The sequence below is a fragment of the Spongiactinospora rosea genome, from assembly GCF_003315795.1.
Taxonomy (GTDB): Bacteria; Actinomycetota; Actinomycetes; order Streptosporangiales; family Streptosporangiaceae; genus Spongiactinospora; species Spongiactinospora rosea.
Window position 1 is genome coordinate 308,830 of sequence record NZ_QMEY01000001.1, and the last position, 18,403, is coordinate 327,232.

An 18,403-nucleotide genomic window follows, 5' to 3' on the forward strand; every position below is an offset into this window, starting at 1 on the left:
TGGTACGGTCGGCGTGAACGCCCTCGCATAAGGTCGGGCGCGGGCTGAATCGTCGGGATTCACCCTCGCGCGATCGGTGGCTTCACTAACCTGGAGATGGGCCGACTGACGGCTGCCGGGGCTTCGAGCACAGTAGGTCCAGCCATGTAGGAAGGCGGTGTCGCGTGGATCGCTGCGCGCTGTTCGTGGACGCTGGCTACCTGCTGGCGGACGGCGCGATGGCGGTGCATGGGACCCGCCATCGAGAAGCCGTCTCGTGGGACTATCCGGGGCTGCTCCAGCTTCTCACCGCCCTGTCCAGAGAGCGTACCGGGCTGCCGATGCTGCGCTGCTACTGGTACGAGGCGACCGTCGAGGGCCGCCGCACCCCGGAGCACGACGCGCTGGCCGACATCCCGGGGCTGAAGCTCCGGCTGTCGCGGATCAGGCCGGGGCGGCGCGAGGGCGTGGACGCCCAGGTCCACCGCGACCTGATGACGCTCGCCCGCAACTCCGCGATCTGCGACGCGGTGGTGGTCAGCGGGGATGAGGACCTGGCCCAGGTGGTCTGCGACGCGCAGGACCTGGGCATCCGGGTCACCGTCGTGCACATCGCGGCCGACGGCAACTGGGCGGTGTCCCGGTCGCTGCGCCAGGAGTGCGACGACCTGATCGAGATCGGCGGCGGTCACCTGCGCTCGTACGTCTCGCTGACGCAGGTCACCGCGACGGCCGTGGAGCCGGTCAACGCCCTGGCCAACGGCCACCACCAGCCGCTCTCCGCGGGCAACGGCCAGCACGCCCAGCACGCGCAACCGGCTCAGCCCGTTCAGCCGGCCCAACCGGCTCAGCCCGTGCAGTCCGTGCAGCCGGTTCAGCCCGTGCAGCAGAGCACGCAGTCGTCCGCCGGATCTTCCAGTACGCCGCCCGCGCTGCCAGGCGGGCAGCAGACCCTCGGCCCTGCCCCCACCACCGGCTCCTCCGGTGGTCACGCGGCGAGCCCGTCGGTCCAGCAGTCCGGCAACGGCCAGATCATGACGTCGTCATCCGGTTCCTCCGGCTCTTCTGGTCCGTCCGGGGCGTCGCACGAGGGCCCGGTGCAGCGTTCGACCGGCGGGCACGCGGCCCCGCCCGCGCTGCCGTCCTCGCTGCCGTCATCGTTGCCGTCCACGTCGTACCCGGGCTACCCGGCCGAGCCGCAGCAGCCGTCCGCGTCGGCGCAGCAGCCGCCAGCCACCGGCCCCGCCACGACGTACTCGCCCACCACGACCGGCGGCTACCCGCCCTCACCGCAGCTCGGCGGCCACTACACCGGCCCGCAACCGGCCCCGGTGCCCCCGCAGCAGGCTTCCGGCAGCGGCACCACCACGCTCGCCGAGGCGGTCAAGGCCGCGCACAAGGAGGGCCACGACTTCGGCGAGTCCGTCGCCCGCGACGCGCCCGCGCTGTGGCTGGAGGCCGTGCTGGCCCGCAAGCCGCGCATGCCCTCCGATCTGGAGGCCCGGCTGCTTCAGGGGTCGTCGCTGCCGATCGACTTCCTGCTGCACGACGAGGTGCGCCACGCCCTGCGCCGCGGCTTCTGGGACGCTCTGGAGCGCGCCCGCCGCTGATTTTGGACCGTGCCCGGCAGTCGCGGGGGCCCGTGGCCGCCGCCACGCCCCCCACAGGCGTGTACGGCGGGCCGTGCCCTCAGCTCAGCGCGTCGAAACCGGCGCGCAGGTGGGCCAGTCGTTCGGCGAGGTCGGTGAGCGGCCCGGTCAGCGATGAATCGTTCGACTTGCGGGCCAGGTCGCGTACCCGGCCCAGCTCGTCTTCGGCCGCCGTCAGCCGGCGGGACAGCTCCGGCAGGATCGACGCCTGCTCGCCCTCCTCGCCCGGCGGCAGCTCCGCCGCCACCCGCTCGCGCAACAGCGCGGCCTGCTCGGTCATCCGGCGGTTCATCGTGTACAGCTCGACAAAGACCGAAACCTTGGCCCGCAGCACCCACGGGTCGAACGGCTTTGTCAAGTAGTCGACCGCGCCCGCCGCATAACCGCGGAAGGCGTAGTCAGGAGCGCTGTCGACCACGGTCAGGAAGATGATCGGGATGTTGCGGGTGCGCTCCCTGCGCTTGATGTGCGCCGCGGTCTCGAAGCCGTCCATGCCGGGCATCCGCACGTCCAGCAGGATCAGCGCGAACTCCGTGCTGAGCAGCGCCTTCAGCGCCTCCTCCCCGGACCTGGCCCGCACCGGCACGATGTCGAGCGAACTCAGGATCGCCTCAAGCGCGATCAGGTTCTCTTCGCGGTCGTCGACGAGCAGGATCTTGGCTCGGTCTGGCATGGCTCACGACCCTTCGTTCGACTCGGTGGGCACGACCTTCCCCCGGGACAGCCAGCCCCGGAGGCGTTCGAGCAGGCGGTCCACATCCACCGGCTTCGGTACATAGTCGGAGGCCCCGGAGGCGATGCTCTTCTCCCGGTCTCCTCTCATGACCTTAGCCGTCAGCGCGATGATCGGGAGATCCGCGAACTGCGGCATGCGCCTGATCGCCGACGTCGTCGCCCAACCGTCCATCTCCGGCATCATGATGTCCATCAGCACCAGCGCCACGTCTTCGTTCCGTTCGAGCTGCTCGATGCCCTCACGGCCGTTCTCGGCGTAGACGACGGTCGAGCCGTGCCGTTCCAGGACGCTGGTGAGCGCGAAGACGTTGCGGATGTCGTCGTCCACGATCAGGATCTTGGAGCCGACCAGGGGGTCTTCGCCCTGCCACTTGACCTGCGGCTCGGCCGCGGCCGGGGCGACCGGCAGCGGCTCGCGGAACGGGATCGTGGCCAGCACGTCGTCTTCCACCGGCTCCTGGACGAACGGCAGCGGCTCGCTGTCGGCCGGGGTCCGCTGCCGGGCGGCGGCGCCGCCGTCGCGGGAGGCCAGCGGCCCGGTGTAGGAGGGCGGCAGGTACAGCGTGAACGTGCTGCCCTTGCCCGGCTCGCTGTCCACGTGGATCTCGCCGCCGAGCAGCCGGGCGATCTCCCGGCAGATCGACAGGCCGAGGCCGGTGCCGCCGTACTTGCGGCTGGTCGTGCCGTCCGCCTGGCGGAACGCCTCGAAGATGACCTCCAGCTTGTCGGGCGCGATGCCGATGCCGGTGTCGCAGACCTGGAACCCGAGCACGCCGTCGGCGTTCTGCAGGGTCTCGTCGTCGAACTCCACGTCCTCGGGGGCGCGCACCACGCGCAGCCTCACCTCGCCCTTGGGGGTGAACTTCACCGCGTTGGACAGCAGGTTGCGCAGCACCTGCTGCAGGCGCTGCTCGTCGGTGCGCAACTCCTGGGGCACCGAGTCGTCCACGTCGATGGCGAACTCCAGCCCCTTGTCCGCCGCCAGCGGCGCGAAGGTCGCCTCCACGTATTCCACCAGCTTGGGCAGCAGAAGCTGCTGCGGGTGGATGTCCATCCGGCCCGCCTCCACCTTGGACAGGTCGAGGATGTCGTTGATGAGCTGGAGCAGCGCCGACCCGGCCCCGTGGATCGTGCGGGCGAACTCCACCTGCTGCGGGGTCAGGTTGCCCTCGGCGTTCTCGGTGAGCAGCTTGGCCAGCACCAGCAGGCTGTTAAGCGGTGTGCGCAGCTCGTGCGACATGTTGGCCAGGAACTCCGACTTGTAGCGCGAGGAGACCGCGAGCTGTTCGGCCCGCTCCTCCAGCGTGCGCCTGGCCTGTTCGATCTGGAAGTTCTGGATCTCGATGGCGCGGTTCTGCTTGGCCAGCAGCGCCGCCTTGTCCTCCAGCTCGGCGTTGGAGCGCCGCAGCTCCTCCTGCTGGCGCTGCAGCTCGTCCGAGCGCTCCTGGAGCTCGCGGGTGAGCCGCTGGGATTCGGTCAGCAGCGCCTCGGTCCGGGAGTTGGCGATGATGGTGTTCATCGTGACGCCGATGGTCTCCACGAGCTGGGCCAGGAAGTCCAGGTGGACCTCGCTGAAGTCGGTGAACGACGCCAGTTCGAGGACGCCGAGCACCTTGCTCTCGAACAGGATCGGATGCACCACGATCTGCGCGGGCGGCGACTGGCTCAGGCCGGTGTCCACCGTGATGTACCCGGCCGGGACGTTCTCCAGTACGACGTGCTTGCCCTCCAGCGCCGCCTGGCCGACGATGCCCTCGCCCATCGCGAACCGGCCGCGCGGGGTGGTGCCCGGGCGCACGCCGTACCCGGCGATCAGCATCAGGTCGCTGTCCTCGCCCTTGGCCTCGACGCTGTAGAACGCGCCGTAGCGGGCCGACACCAGCGGCGTCAGCTCGCTCATGATGAGCTTGGCGACCTCGATCAGGTCGCGGTGACCCTGCATGAGCCGCTGGATGCGGGCCAGGTTGGACTTCAGCCAGTCCTGTTCCTGGTTGGCCTTGGTGGTGTCGCGGAGGTTGGACACCATCGTGTTGATGTTGTCCTTCAGGTCGGCCAGCTCGCCCTGGGCGTCCACGTCGATCTTGCGGGTCAGGTCGCCCTTGGCGACCGCCCCGGTGACCCCGGCGATGGCGCGGACCTGGGTGGTGAGGTTGCCCGCCAGCTCGTTGACGCTCTCGGTGAGGCGCTTCCAGGTGCCCTCCACGCCCTCGACCCGCGCCTGGCCGCCGAGCTGACCCTCCGAGCCGACCTCGCGGGCCACGCGGGTGACCTCAGAGGCGAAGGAGGAGAGCTGGTCGACCATGCGGTTCATCGTGGTCTTCAGGGCCAGCATCTCGCCCTGGGCGTCCACGTCGATCTTGCGCGTCAGGTCGCCGGTGGCCACGGCGGTGGTGACCTCGGCGATGTTGCGGACCTGGAGGGTCAGGTTGTTGGCCATGAAGTTGACGTTGTCGGTGAGGTCCTTCCAGACCCCGGAAACGCCCCGCACGCGGGCCTGGCCGCCGAGCTGGCCTTCGGTGCCGACCTCCCTGGCGACCCGGGTCACCTCGTCCGCGAAGGACGAGAGCTGGTCCACCATCGTGTTGAGGGTGTCCTTCAGTTGCAGGATCTCGCCCTGCGCGTCGGCGGTGATCTTCTTGGACAGGTTGCCCTGGGCCACCGCCGTGGCGACCGTCGCGATGGCCCGGACCTGGGTGGTCAGGTTGCCCGCCATCACGTTGACGTTGTCGGTGAGGTCCTTCCAGACGCCGGACACGCCGCGTACCTGGGCCTGCCCGCCGAGCTGGCCTTCGGTGCCCACCTCGCGGGCCACCCGGCTCACCTCGGAGGCGAAGGAGGAGAGCTGGTCGACCATGCGGTTCATGGTGGTCTTCAGGGCCAGCATCTCGCCCTGGGCGTCCACGTCGATCTTGCGCGTCAGGTCGCCGGTGGCGACCGCCGTGGTGACCTCGGCGATGTTGCGGACCTGGAGGGTCAGGTTGTTGGCCATGAAGTTGACGTTGTCGGTGAGGTCCTTCCAGACCCCCGACACACCGCGCACCCGGGCCTGCCCGCCGAGCTGGCCTTCGGTGCCCACCTCACGCGCGACCCGGGTCACCTCGTCCGCGAACGAGGAGAGCTGGTCCACCATCGTGTTGAGGGTGTCCTTGAGCTGGAGGATCTCGCCCTGCGCGTCGGCGTTTATCTTCTGGGAGAGGTCGCCCTGGGCCACCGCGGTGGCCACCGTGGCGATGGCGCGGACCTGGGTGGTGAGGTTGCCCGCCATGAAATTGACGTTGTCCGTCAGGTCCTTCCAGACGCCGGACACGCCGCGCACCTGGGCCTGGCCGCCGAGCTGGCCCTCGGTGCCGACCTCGCGGGCCACCCTGGTGACCTCCTCGGCGAACGAGGAGAGCTGGTCCACCATCGTGTTGACGGTGTTCTTCAGCTCGAACATCTCGCCGACGGCCTCGACGGTGACCTTGCGGCTCAGGTCGCCCTTGGCGACCGCGGTGGTGACCTCGGCGATGTCGCGGACCTGTGCGGAGACCCGGCTCGACATCGTGTTGACCGCGTCGGTGAGGTCACGCCAGCTTCCGGACATGCCCCGGGCGTTGGCCCGCCCGCCCAGCCGGCCCTCCGTCCCGGCCTCGCGGGCGACCCTGGTCACCTCGGAGGTGAACTGCGAGAGCTGGTCGACCATGCCGTTGATCGTCTTGCCCAGCCGCCGTACCTCGCCGCGCGCCGAACGGTCCAGCTCGATCCGGCGGGAAAGGTCGCCCTTGGCCACGGCGTCGATCACGTCGGCCGCGCCGCTGACCGGGCTGACCAGGGCGTCGATCAGCGTGTTGACCGTGTCGACCTGGTCGGACCAGGCGCCCGACCCCGGCCCGTGCGCCAGACGCTCGCCGAATCGGCCCTCCCTTACCACCTCTTTCTTCGCTCTCTGAAGCTCCTTGGCCATGTGCTCCTGGCGATCGGCGATCTCATTGAGGACGATCTGCACCTCGCTCAGCACTCCGGTGGGCACGCCGGGGACACGCCGGCGGAAGTCGCCGTCGCGTAGTGCCAGCAGTGCCTGCAGAACCGGCCTGAGCTCCGATTCCGTGTAACACCGTTCCTCGTTGTCCGACACGGTGCCGGCGGTGTTCATTCGACCCTCCTCCACTCCCGGTGGGCAGCCGTGAGTGATGCCAGTCTGTCACGATGGGTAGCCTGGAGTCCTGCCCTCGATTTACCCCATGTCAGTGGAGAGTGTGGTAGGCACAAGACAGTGACCGAATCTCCACGAGCCGTCCTCGCCGCGACCTTCGCGCCCGGTGACTCGGCCGTACCAGCCGCACGGCGGTTCACACGCGAGGTGATGAGCGCGTGGGCCGCCGGTGTCGTGCTGCCCCAGGCCGAGCAGATAACCGAGCAACTGGCCCTCGCCGCCGAGCGGGCGCCCTTCGAGGTGGTCTGGGGCCACCAGGGTGACGCGGTGCGCATCGAGGTGCGTCAGAAGGACGCCTCCGAGTATACGAACGCCGCCGAGTACACCAAGGCTCCGACGGTGCCCGTCGAAGAGTGGGGCGTCACCTTCTCCGGCCGGCTCCGGACGCAGTGGGCCAAGCTGGCGCTGCCCGGCTCGGCGGCGCGGGCGGCCGACGACTGGGCGCGGGAGGAGTCCAGGGGGTCGTTCTGGCTGGGGTTCCTGGCCGACGCCAGCGACCTGCTGGCCGGCACGCTCGACCCCGACATGGTCCCGGCCATCGTCGCCCAGATCGTGGTGCCCAGGCTGTCGGCCTGGTGCGCCGTCTACACCTCCGACGCCGGGCTCGGCCCGCTGCGCCCTTCCTATCTGTGGCACGCCGACGAGGCGCGGATCGACTCGCTTCGCGAGGAGCTGGCCACGATCGAGGTGCCGCCGCCGCAGCGCCCGCAGACCGTCCCGCTCACCATCGGCGACTACCACGTCCTCGCGGTGCCGCTGCTGGCCAGGGGGCGCGGGCTCGGGGTGATGCTGCTCGGCCGTACCGACCGGTTCCCCGACGACATCATCCAGTTCGCCGAGGACATCGGCCGCCGCGCCGCGCTGGCCATGGACAACGCCCGCCTGTACGCCCAGCAGGCCGCCGCCAACCGCGCCCTGCAGCGCAGCCTGCTCCCGCCGGACAACCCCGAGGTCCCCGACATCGACTACGGGGTCATCTACGAGCCCGCGGGCGAGACCAACGAGGTCGGCGGCGACTTCTACGACCTCTACCGGGCCGGCGAGAACGGCACCTGGCGGTTCGCCATCGGCGACGTCTGCGGCACCGGGCCGGAGGCGGCGTCCGTCACCGGCCTGGCCAGGACGACCCTGCGGCTGCTTGCCAGGGAGGGCCACAAGATCGCCCATGTGCTCGTCCGGCTCAACGAGGCGATCCTGGAGGAGGGCGAGCGGGCCAGGTTCCTCACCCTGCTGCACGGCGAGATCACCCCGACCGAGAGCGGGATGGAGGCGCGGCTGATCTCGGCCGGGCACCCGGAGGCGCTGCGGCTGCGCCAGACCGGCGAGGTCGAGGTCGTGGCGACGCCGCAGTCGCTGCTCGGGGTCTTCTCCGAGGTGACCTTCGAAGAGGACATCGTTCAGCTCAACCATGGAGACGTCCTCCTCGCGGTGACCGACGGGGTGACCGAGCGGCGTTCGGGCGGGCGGCTGCTCGACGACGACGGCGGCCTGGCCAAGCTGCTCGCCGAGTGCGTGGGCCTTTCCGCGCAGGCGGTGGCCGAGCGGATCAGGCGCGGCGTCCAGGACTTCGCGCCCGAGCCCAGCGCCGACGACCTGGCGATCCTCGTGCTGCGGGCGCCCTGAGCGGCGCTCAGCCCGGTCGGCCGGTGGGCCCGGCCACGCCCGTGAGCCGGAGCCGCTTCCTGGCGAAGTCCAGTTGCGCCGCCATCTGCTCGATGCGCTCGGCGACGACCAGCGAGCCGTGGCCCGCGTCGAAGCGGTAGACCTCGTGGTCGTGGCCGCGCGCGGCCAGCCTGGCGATGTAGTTCTGGACCTGCCTGATGGGGCAGCGCGGGTCGTTCTCCCCGGCCAGTACCAGCACCGGGGCCGTCACCTGATCGACGTAGGTGATCGGGGAGCTGGACGCGTAGCGTTCCGGTACCTCCTCCGGGGAGCCGCCGAGCAGCGCCCGCTGGTAGGCGCGCAGCCCCTCCGTCTCGTCCTCGTAGGTCGCCACATGGTCGGCGATCGGCACTGCCGCGATCCCGGCCGCCCAGGTCTTGGGCTGTACGCCGAGCGCGAGGAGGGTCAGGTAGCCGCCCCACGACCCGCCCGCGATCACCAGGCGTTCCGGGTCGGCCAGGCCGCCCGCCACCACGTGCTCACGTACCGCCGTGACGTCGGCCAGCTCGATGTGCCCGACGTCGCCGTGCAGGGCGTCGCGCCAGGCCGAGCCGTACCCGGTGGAGCCGCGGTAGTTGACCCGTACGACGGCGAAGCCGTGATCGACCCAGGCCGCGACGGCGGGTAAGAAAGAGTCGTCGTCCTGCGCGGTCGGCCCGCCGTGCAGCAGGAAGACCGTCGGATGCGGCGCGGTGCCCCGCTCCGGGCGGGACACCAGCGCGTGGATGCGCCCGCCCGGCCCTTCCACGTCCAGATCCTCCACCGGCACGGACGGCGGCGCGGACGGACCCGCCGGGTTCATCACGACGTGCCCCGCGCTGGAGCGGATCACCGGCGGGTGCGAGGAGTTCGACCAGGCGTACTCCACCGTGCCGTCGTGCCGGGCGGCGGCCGACTCGATCACCCCGTGCGGGGTCTCGATCGGCGTCATCCCGCCGCCGCCCAGGTCGTAGCGGTGCAGCCGGGTGCGTCCGCGGTGCTGCCTGACGATCAGGAGCGACCTGCCGTCCTGGAACCAGTCGGCGGTGACCTCGCCGGGGTCGCGCAGCCAGACCTCGCGCTGGTCGCCGGTGAGCGGGTCCCACAGCAGGGGCTCGCGGCGGCCACGCCGTTCGTGCAGGGCGAGCAGCCGGCGGTCGCCCGCGATGGGGGAGAAGCGCACGCCGAGCAGGCCCTTGCCGGGCCCGTCGCGCAGGTCGCCGACGGTCGTGCCGTTCGGGCGGATCACCCGCAGGGCGGGGTGCAGCGCGTCGCCGTGCTCGCTGTGGTCGATCAGGATGAGCGAGCCGTCGAGTGACATGTCGGCGACGTAGGCGGCCTCGGCGTGCTCGTAGACGACCGTGGGGGCCTCGCCCGGCTGTACGTACAGGACCTGGAAGCCGCTTCCCGGCCTGGCCAGCCCGATCGCCGCGGTGCCGACCGAGGACAGGCCGATGCCCGCCGGATGGCCGAAGGCCAGGCCGTCCGCCGCCTCGGCGGGGATCGCGCTCTCGTCGGGGCCGCCGCCGAAGGGCTGCCGCATCCACTGGCCCCACTCGTCGCCGTCGGTGTCGGCGAACCACCAGATCCACTTGCCGGTGGGGTCGAGCACGGCGTGCGTGGTGCCGTTGGGCCGGTCGGTCACCTGGCGGAACGCGCCGGTACTGCGGTCCCAGGCGTAGATCTCCCACGAGCCTGACGCGTTGCTCTGGTAGATCGCCCGGTTCGGGGCTTTGACGGCGAACTGGGGCAGCGTCATCCGCGGCGCCCGGAACCTGGCCCGCCAGCGTTCCTCCGCCTTCATACGGCGCGTCCCTCCCTGTCAGGATCTCCGCAGCCGGACGGAGACCCTACGCGTTCCCCGCAAACGGGTTGGCGGTTGTGGTCCAGTATGTCGCGCTGAGGCAAGAAATGTTCAAGGAATGTGGGGGAATTTGGGACCAAACGTCCCTTCAGTACCATCTTTCGCGTCAGTCAGTCAAATATCACCCTTGATCAGGAAGGTCGTTTCGAGCTACACAGGGACTTTGAACTCCTCCCCAGCTGAAGGCCGGAGATTGTCCCGTCGCGTAGCCGCTAAGCGGCGCGCGCGGGGGTTGACGCTTCGCGGACCGGGCAGTCCCGAGGTCTCCACGTCCTGACACCACAGTTCCTGCGGCGTTGCGAATGTTGATCGCGGCGTTGGTGTCGGCGTGGCCGGTCCACCCGCATGTGGGGGCGGCGCATGAGAACCGGGTGCCGTCACGGCAGGCCGGGTCGCGGTGCCCGCACCGGTGGCAGGTCTGTGACGTGCCCGGGGTGGGGACCTTCACCACTCGCCCGCCGCGATCACGGGTTTTGTACTCCAGCAGGGTGACCGTGCGGCCCCATGCCTCGCCAGTGATGGCGCGGTTCAGCCCTGCCTTCTGCCTTACCTTCCGGCCAGGTTGTTCGATCGTGCCCTTGGCAGAGCGGAGCATGTTCGTAATCTTCAGATCTTCCACCACGACCACGCTGAAGGTGTCGGCGAGTTCGGTGGTGGTTTGGTGCTGCCAGTCGACGGCTCGGCGCTTGGCTGTCGCGCGAAGCCTGGCCATCTGGTCATAGGTGCGGGTCAGTCGATGAGAGACCGGCTGATCGGGGGTGTGGGCGGCGCGCTGGCGGGCGGATTTCTTCTCCAGACGGCGTAGGTGTTCACGCTTACCGCTGGTAAGCCACGGGCCGTGCTCACGCACGCTCTCATCCGACAGCGCCAGGGCCACGGTGATGCCCCGGTCGATCCCCACGGTCGGACCGGGATGGGCGGCCATCACCGTGGCGGCCATGGTCTCGGTCCGGAACACGATCTGCCAGCCGAAGGCGTCCTTGACCAACCGGGCTCCGGTGATCCGCCCGGCGGGGCCGCCTTTGGTGATGCCGGGCAGGTCTTTGGTCCACCGAAACCGCACCCGCCCGGCCTTGGGCAGGTTGACCGCGCCCCACCGCCGGTTGATCCGCTTGACGCGCAGGTCACGGGCCTGGGGCACATCGACGGCCGGTCGGGATCGAAGCCGCGCCTTGAACGTCGGGCGTTTGGCGGGATGATCAGAGTTGTAGAAGTTCGCCCACGCCTGCCGGTAGGTCTTCAACACCGCCTGAGCCGCCTGGGCGGGCAGCCGGCCCATCCAGGCGATCTCACGACGAGCCGCCCGGATCGCCTCGTCGCACTCCTTCAACGTCGCGTACCGGTCCTGCCGGAAGGTGAAGTACTCGTGCAGCAGGTTCCACAGTGCGCGGGCGGTGTGCGCCTGGCCGTCCAACACCGCCACCTGGGCCGCGCTCAACTCCAGACGGGCTACATGTGCCCGCGCCTGCTTCACCCTCTCCACTCCCTGATCGTATCGTTTGGTTTATGTCACCGAGGTGGAAACCCAACCCAGATGTACGCACGGGGCGGCATGTTGTCCACGTCCTCCATGCTCATTTGGTCTTCGTCACCAAGTGCCGGAGGGGAGCATTGACCGACCCGATGCTGGTCCGATGCGAACAGATCATGCGGGAGGTCTGCGTCGGCTTCGAGGTCGAGCTTCGCGAGTTCAACGGCGAGGACGACCACGTCCACCTGCTGGTCCACTATCCGCCCAAGGTCGCTTTGTCCAAGCTGGTCAACTCGCTGAAAGGAGTTTCAGCTCGGATGCTGCGCAAGGAGTTCGGCACTCATGTTCGCAAGTACCTATGGGGTGAGCACTTCTGGTCGGGCTCCTACTTCGCAGGGTCGGTCGGCGGGGCACCGCTGACCGTGGTCAAGCAATACATCGAGCAGCAGAACCAGCCGGTCTGATCGGGGCGGACGACGGTTCGCCTGGCGGCGAATCGGCTGCTCTTGCCCCCGCCACGCGGGACAGCCCGCCTCCCCCCCGGGACTGAAGGCCGGAGCACTACGGGCGAAATCGGTAGACCGACACCACGAAAGACGCGGTGACAATGACCGGATCGGCGAGGTCGATCTCGGCCGCGCCCTCCCGATGCCAGGCGCTCGGGCCCATCCCCACCACCGCCGCGACGGCGGCGGAGTCCAGCCGCATGGCGAACTCCACCTTGTGCCTGACCCGCTCGGTGAAAAGCCCGCGCAGGCTCTTTCCGACCCTGCGTTCCTTGTCCTCGTCCACCGACAGCAGGCCGAGGCGGTCCACCAGCGGCGACAGATGCGCGGGGCCGGGGGTCGCCACCACGAGCCGCCCGCCCGGGCGCAGTACCCGGGCGAACTCCGGCCCGTTGCGCGGCGCGAACACGTTGATCACGACATCGACCGCGGCGTCCTTGACCGGGAACGGCCGCCAGACGTCGGCCACCACCGCCCCGGCCCGCGGATGCGCGCGGGCCGCCCGCCGGGCGGCGTGCTTGGACACGTCGAGCGCGACCCCGCGCGCCCCCTCGTGGCCGAGCACGGCGGCCAGGTAGTGGCCGGTGCCCGCGCCCGCGTCGAGGACCACCTCGCCGGGGGCCACGGCCGCGGCCTCCGCCAGGCGTACGGCCAGCGGTTCGTAGTGCCCGGCGGACAGGAACGCGTCGCGGGCGGCCACCATCTCGGCGGTGTCGGCCGTGCCGGGGGAGCGGGAGCCGGACAGCAGGCTCACGTAGCCCTGGCGGGCCACGTCGAAGACGTGCCCGGCCGGGCAGCGCACGGTCCGGTTCTCTTCGGCCAGATCGCCGCCGCAGACGGGGCAGCGCAGCACGTCCAGGACATCCCCCAGCATCCCCCCATCATCCCGCGCCGGGCGGGTCAGGCCGCCTGGGCGATGACCTGACGCAGGAAGGCGGCGTTGGAGGGGGTGCCGCCGAGGCGGTCGATCAGCAGTTCCAGGGCCTGCGGCTTGTCCAGCCCGCCCAGCGTGCGGCGCAGCCGCCACAGCAGTTGCCGCTCCTGCGGCGGGATCAGGATCTCCTCGCGGCGCGTACTGGAGGCGTCCAGATCGACGGCCGGGAACAGGCGGCGGTCGGCCAGCGCCCGGCTGAGCCGCAGTTCCATGTTGCCGGTCCCCTTGAACTCCTCGAAGAACGTGTCGTCCATCCGGGAACCGGTCTCCACGAGCGCGGTCGCCAGGATGGTCAGCGAACCGCCCTCGCTTACGTTGCGGGCCGCGCCGAAGAACCGGCGCGGCGGCAGCAGCGCCTGCGCGTCGATGCCGCCGGCCAGGATGCGCCCGCCGTTCGGGGCCTGGTTGTTGTAGGCGCGGCCCAGCCGGGTCAGCGAGTCGAGCAGGACCACGACGTCGCGCCCCTGCTCCACGAGCCGCTTGGCGCGCTCGATGGCGAGTTCGGCGACGGCGGTGTGGTCGCGGTCCGCGCGGTCGAACGTCGAGTGCGCGACCTCCCCGGCCACGGTCTCGGTCACCTCGGTGACCTCCTCGGGGCGTTCGCCGACGAGGACCACCATCAGGTGGCAGCCGGGGTGGTTGCGGCTGATCGCCGCCGCGACGGCGTGCAGGACCATCGTCTTGCCCGCCTTCGGCGGGGCCACGATCAGGCCCCGCTGGCCCTTGCCGATCGGCGCGAACAGGTCGATCAGGCGGGTGGTCAGCACGTCGCCGCGGGTTTCGAGGGTCAGGCGCTCGCGGGGGTGGGTCGGGGTCATGTCGGCGAAGTCCGGGCGGTCCTGCCATTCGGTCAGGCCGTTGACGGTCTCGACGGACGCCAGCTTGTCGTACGGCCGTGCGGACGTACCGGCGACCAGGTCGCCCCGGCGCAGGCCGTACCGCCGCACCTGGGCGAGCGGCACCCGGACGTCGCGCCGGGACGGAAGATAGCCGCCGATCCTGAGAAAGGCGGTCTTGCTCTGGATGTCGAGCACCCCGCTGACGGGCGTGGGCTCATCGGATGTGGTGGTAGTGCTCAAGGGTCTTCCTCTCGGGAAGCGGCCCCTGGCTGAGGGTGGGCGCGCAGGACGCGCGGCTTCGAGTAAGGAACCTCCCGCCCTCAGCGGCGGGGGCGGTGAAAGGGAAGCGGCCGGAAGCTCGCCCGAAAGAGGGGGCGGTTCAACAGCCGCTACCACAGTACCACCACCGGTCGGTCACTCGGCGAGGCAGACGGCGCCGGGCTCCGGGTGACGTGGGCGATGACGCACTCGTCGCCCGACCGGTACAGGACATGGAGTCTCAGTGTCAGTGTCAGGCCGATGGCCGGTCGTGTCACGCTCCGGCGTGACCGTGTGGCCACGCTATGGAGCCTATGACGGCAAGGGTTCTCAGGGAGTGGACGGCCGGAGTAAAGCGAGTTGCAAGGTGTCCGGGGTGTGATGGGTCCCGCACACGAGAACGGCACTGGAGTGGCAACGGCCGTACGGCTCCCGTCGAGGGGGCGGGAGCCGTACGGCGAGATCACTCGGTGAAGTCGGCGCTGGTCAGGCGGCGGCGGTCGACCTGGAGGCGGAAGACGTCCGGGCGGTTGTAGTGGCCCGCCGGGTCGAAGTTCTGCCGCTCACCGGCCAGGAACGCCGGATCGACGTCGGCGACCAGCAGGCGCTCCTCGCCGGAGACCGGCTCGATGATCCATCGTCCGTCCGGGCCCGCGATGGCCGAGCCGCCGTCGTAGCCGGAGGAGTGCGCGGCCAGCTCCTCCTTGAACGGGAACCCGGCCGGGACGTCGCCGTAATCGATGATCGCCCCGGCGGCCAGTGAGTAGACCCGGCCCTCTCTGGCGATGAAGCGGGTGATGTCGGAGGTCAGCCGGGTCGAGCCAGGCCAGACCGAGACGTGCACGCCGGTGCCCTGGGCGTAAAGGGACTGGCGGGCCAGTGGCATCCAGTTCTCCCAGCAGTTGAGCCCGCTCACCCGGACGCCGCCGACCTCGTGGGTACGCAGGCCGTGACCGTCGCCCGCGCCCCAGACCAGGCGCTCCTCGTAGGTGGGGACGAGCTTGCGGTGCACGCCGGCGATGCCGTGCTCGGGGGAGAGGGCGACCAGGGTGCAGTACACGGTGCCACCGGACCGCTCGGCGATCCCGAGGTAGGTGAAGACCTTGAGGTCACGTACGGCTTCGGCGACCACCTTGAGCTGGGGGCCGTCGATCTCGACGGCGGCGTCCAGGTACCAGGCGTACGCCTCCTTCTGGCGGGGGTCATCGAACGCCGCCCCACCGGTGAGGCTCAGCCAGTGGGGGTAGCCGGACAGAAAGGTCTCGGGAAAGGCCACCAGGTCGACGTTCTGGTCGGCGGCCCGCCGCAGGTACTCAAGGATCTTCTCCACCCCGGCACCGGGGTCAAGCCAGGGCGAACGGACCTGTGCCGCAGCAATACGCATATCCCGGACTCTAAGCCTCCGCCCAAGCCACACGCTACCGCGCCCCCAATGCCCCGCCTCCGGCGGAAAAACGCGCTCCCGCGCGCCCAATCGCCTTCGCTTCGCTCAGCCGTGTCTTTCAAAGCCGGGCTTCGCCCGGCCGCTTGCGCCGCCACCCCAGGGGTCTTCTCCGCCTCCCCGCCCCTGAAAAAGCGCAAAGCTAAGCAGGCGATGCACTACTTCTTCGAGTACTCGCCCCGACAAAGGCCAAAAATGGTAATCGTCCACCAAAAGGTGGAGTCCAACCCGATACCACATCAACCGTGGAAAAATTCGGCTGTATTGGACAATGGCTGGCTCGCCATTCACCGCCAAGATACTCTCGCTGCATAAGCCCCCCTGCCGGAGGTCTCCATGCCCGCCAGACCCGTCATTGAGGCCGAGCGCGACCTGATCACCCACTCCCCGGACGGCGAATCGCGAGGCGCGATCTTCCGCGTCGGCGACATCTTCCCGATGGCCCCGATCGAGCACATCCTCTCCGCCCCCGCCACACCCCCCAGCTCCGCCAGGCCATGGGGCCTGCGCTTCCTGGTCGCCCCGATCAACGCGGGCAAGCACGAGGGAGGCAGCAACGAGACCAGTAACACCAGTCTGGACGGAAACGGCGCCAATGAGGAAACGAGCAAGGACTAAGGGAAGTCAGTGGCGCACACCGTCCTGATGATCACCGACGAATCCGACACCGTCGCGGAGCGCGTCGCGGTGGAACTGATCGAACGGGGAGTACCCGTCTTCGCCATCAACACCGCCGACTTCCCCACCAAGATCTCGATGTCCGCCTTCATCGAAACCGGGAGCGGCGGGTGGAGAGGCATCGTCAGCACCGCGCACGGAGAGCTGGATCTGGCCCGCGTGGGCGCGATCTACTGGCGCCGGCCCACGCGGTTTCGGATGGATGAGCGCATGTCCGCCCCGGAACGCGTCTTCGCGTACGGCGAGGCCCGGCGCGGATTCGGCGGGGTCCTTACCGCGTTGCGGCAGAGCGGGGCGCTGTGGGTGAACGATCCGATGGCCGCGGCGCGGGCGGAGTACAAGCCGGTCCAGCTCGCCGAGGCCGCCCGTGTCGGGCTCGACATCCCCAGGACCATCATCACCTCACAACCCCGCGCCGCCCACGCGTGGGCGAAGAACCTGGGCGCTCCCATCATCTACAAGCCGTTGGGCGGCATCTGGCATGCGGATGAGGGCCAGGTACGGGTCCTGTACACCACACCGGTCACGGACCTGAACGATTTGCTGGACCCTGCCGTGGCGCACACGGCGCAGATGTACCAAGAGCGGATCCACAAGGCGTGCGAGGCCCGGGCGATCGTCATCGGTGACACGGTACTCGCCGTACGAATCGACGCCGGCAGCGAGCAGGGCAGGATCGACTGGCGCAGCGACTACGATTCGCTGGTCTACAAAAGAATCGAGCTTCCCGGCGAACTGCGTGATCGCCTGGTGGAATTGCACCGGCGGCTGCATCTGGTTTATGGAGCCGTTGACCTGGCCTGCGACACCAATGGCCGCTGGCACTTCCTTGAGACGAACCAATCAGGGGAGTGGGGATGGCTGAACCTGAAGACGGGGCTGCCCGTGGCCGGGGCCTTGGCCGACGTGTTGCGGAAGGGGCCGGAATGGGCGAGGTGACCCCGCCGGAGGGGCGAAGCGCCGGAGAGTTCGCCGGGCGGCTGGCCGACGTACTGCGTGGGCAGGGTGACCTGACCGATCCGGAATGGGCGCGCTCCCTTCATGAGGTACCGCGTCATCTGTTCACTCCCGCCACCGCGTGGGCGGTGCCCGATCGCCATGGCGAACGGGGCGGCCGGATCGATGTGATCGGCGATCCTGCCGCCTGGTGGCGAGCGGTCTACTCCGAGTCCTCCATCGTCCTTCAGGAAGCCGATGGAGCCGGGGATCCGGCTTCCGGCCAGGGGCGTTTCACCTCCTCGCTTTCGGCGCCGGGAATGGTGTTCTCCTTTCTCGAATTGCTGGACCCTCGCCCCGCTGATCGCATTCTGGAGATCGGCACGGGATCGGGCTGGACGGCCGCATTGCTGGCCTGGCGGGCCGGACCGCAGGGCATCACGTCCATTGAGGTGGACCCGCAGATCGCGGCGCAGGCCGCGGCCAACCTGCGCGCGGCCGGGTGGGCCCCGCATCTGATCGTCGGCGACGGCGTCAAGGGCTGCCCGGAACGGGCGCCGTTCGACCGGGTGCACGTCACCGCGGGGGTGTCCGACATCCCGCCCGCCTGGATCGAGCAGACCAGGCCGGGCGGCGTCATCGTGTTGCCCTGGCACACGAGCGGGCGGACGGGGCTGGGGCATCGGCTTCGGCTCACCGTCCTGGACGGCGGTACCGCGCTCGGGTCCTTCCACGGTCCGGCCCGCTACATGATGCTGCGCGACCAGCGGTGCAACGCCCGCTGGAACAGCCACCACCATGAGGCGGCCACCCACTCCACGACCCGGCTCGACCCGCGCAAGATCGTGGCCGCCGAGCGGGTGGTGTCCCTGATGTGCGCGGCGCCGGCTCCCCGGGTCGGCTGGTACGAGGCGAGCGGGCCTGATGGCACCTCGCTTCTGCTGTACGAACTCGATGACGCCGAGGGGGCGTGGGCGGCATGTGATCAGGAGCCGGGGGTCGATGAGTATCAGGTCGTTCAGTATGGGGAGCGTCGGCTCTGGGATGAGGTGGCGGGGGCCTACCTTCGCTGGGTGGGGCTCGGGGGTCCGGCGTATGAGCGGTTCGGGGTGACCGTCGCTTCGCGGGGGGTCGAGATCTGGGTGGACGCGCCCTCGAACGTGATCACGCGTCCGGTGTAGGACACGGGCTTGACCTCGGCAAGGGCATCGTGTCTCTATCTTTCTGTTAGGAAGCTTTCCTAACAGTTAGACGCATCGGGGTACCCGCCCACGACCCGC

12 protein-coding genes and 1 pseudogene are annotated in these 18,403 nt (G+C 69.8%); 6 read left to right on the top strand and 7 right to left on the bottom strand.

Annotation, left to right across the window (positions count from 1 at the left end):
* Positions 1 to 164: 164 nt before the first annotated feature.
* Positions 165 to 1,589, top strand: a complete 1,425-nt coding sequence (locus tag DP939_RS01445) for an NYN domain-containing protein (RefSeq protein ID WP_113977914.1) — start codon at positions 165 to 167, stop codon at positions 1,587 to 1,589.
* A 79-nt stretch (positions 1,590 to 1,668) separates the two neighbouring features.
* On the opposite strand, the gene DP939_RS01450 is transcribed toward DP939_RS01445, so the two are convergent.
* Positions 1,669 to 2,301, bottom strand: coding sequence for a response regulator (locus DP939_RS01450; protein WP_113977915.1), 633 nt, complete (start codon positions 2,299 to 2,301; stop codon positions 1,669 to 1,671).
* Between the two features lie 3 nt (positions 2,302 to 2,304).
* On the bottom strand, positions 2,305 to 6,495 hold the full coding sequence (locus DP939_RS01455) for a HAMP domain-containing protein (RefSeq protein WP_113977916.1): 4,191 nt from the start codon (positions 6,493 to 6,495) through the stop codon (positions 2,305 to 2,307).
* A gap of 120 nt (positions 6,496 to 6,615) precedes the next feature.
* Here DP939_RS01455 and DP939_RS01460 point away from each other — a divergent pair, with 120 nt between their 5' ends.
* Positions 6,616 to 8,178, top strand: coding sequence for a PP2C family protein-serine/threonine phosphatase (locus DP939_RS01460; protein ID WP_225877991.1), 1,563 nt, complete (start codon positions 6,616 to 6,618; stop codon positions 8,176 to 8,178).
* 7 nt (positions 8,179 to 8,185) lie between these two features.
* Here the strand turns inward: DP939_RS01460 and DP939_RS01465 are convergent, their stop codons facing one another.
* Together DP939_RS01465 and DP939_RS01470 are read right to left on the bottom strand one after the other, a co-directional pair.
* Positions 8,186 to 10,000, bottom strand: a complete 1,815-nt coding sequence (locus DP939_RS01465) for a S9 family peptidase (RefSeq protein WP_113977918.1) — start codon at positions 9,998 to 10,000, stop codon at positions 8,186 to 8,188.
* Positions 10,001 to 10,181: 181 nt separating this feature from the next.
* Positions 10,182 to 11,534 carry an RNA-guided endonuclease InsQ/TnpB family protein gene (locus tag DP939_RS01470; protein ID WP_225877992.1) on the bottom strand — a complete coding sequence of 451 codons (1,353 nt, stop codon included), beginning with the start codon at positions 11,532 to 11,534 and terminating at the stop codon, positions 10,182 to 10,184.
* Between the two features lie 32 nt (positions 11,535 to 11,566).
* Here DP939_RS01470 and tnpA point away from each other — a divergent pair, with 32 nt between their 5' ends.
* The gene (gene tnpA / locus DP939_RS01475; protein ID WP_113977919.1) at positions 11,567 to 11,995 is read left to right on the top strand and encodes an IS200/IS605 family transposase; all 429 of its coding nucleotides are present in this window, start codon (positions 11,567 to 11,569) and stop codon (positions 11,993 to 11,995) included.
* A gap of 97 nt (positions 11,996 to 12,092) precedes the next feature.
* Here the strand turns inward: tnpA and DP939_RS01480 are convergent, their stop codons facing one another.
* The 3 genes and pseudogenes from DP939_RS01480 to DP939_RS01490 form a co-directional block, all read right to left on the bottom strand.
* Positions 12,093 to 12,911: a putative RNA methyltransferase gene (locus tag DP939_RS01480; protein ID WP_113977920.1), complete on the bottom strand. Its 819-nt coding sequence runs from the start codon at positions 12,909 to 12,911 to the stop codon at positions 12,093 to 12,095.
* Between the two features lie 26 nt (positions 12,912 to 12,937).
* Positions 12,938 to 14,077: pseudogene (gene rho / locus DP939_RS01485) on the bottom strand (transcription termination factor Rho); the annotation flags it as partial.
* Between the two features lie 454 nt (positions 14,078 to 14,531).
* On the bottom strand, positions 14,532 to 15,452 hold the full coding sequence (locus DP939_RS01490; protein ID WP_113977923.1) for a carbon-nitrogen hydrolase family protein: 921 nt from the start codon (positions 15,450 to 15,452) through the stop codon (positions 14,532 to 14,534).
* A 393-nt stretch (positions 15,453 to 15,845) separates the two neighbouring features.
* Between DP939_RS01490 and DP939_RS01495 the strand changes: the two genes are divergently transcribed.
* From DP939_RS01495 to DP939_RS01505, 3 genes are read left to right on the top strand one after another with little or no spacing between them, the layout of a single operon-like run.
* Entirely contained in the window at positions 15,846 to 16,127 is a 282-nt protein-coding gene (locus tag DP939_RS01495) for a hypothetical protein (RefSeq protein WP_113977926.1), read from the top strand.
* A gap of 9 nt (positions 16,128 to 16,136) precedes the next feature.
* Positions 16,137 to 17,126: an ATP-grasp ribosomal peptide maturase gene (tgmB, locus tag DP939_RS01500; RefSeq protein WP_113977928.1), complete on the top strand. Its 990-nt coding sequence runs from the start codon at positions 16,137 to 16,139 to the stop codon at positions 17,124 to 17,126.
* Positions 17,114 to 18,304, top strand: a complete 1,191-nt coding sequence (locus tag DP939_RS01505) for a protein-L-isoaspartate O-methyltransferase family protein (RefSeq protein WP_113977931.1) — start codon at positions 17,114 to 17,116, stop codon at positions 18,302 to 18,304. Before tgmB ends, DP939_RS01505 begins: the two co-directional genes overlap by 13 nt.
* Positions 18,305 to 18,403 lie beyond the last annotated feature (99 nt).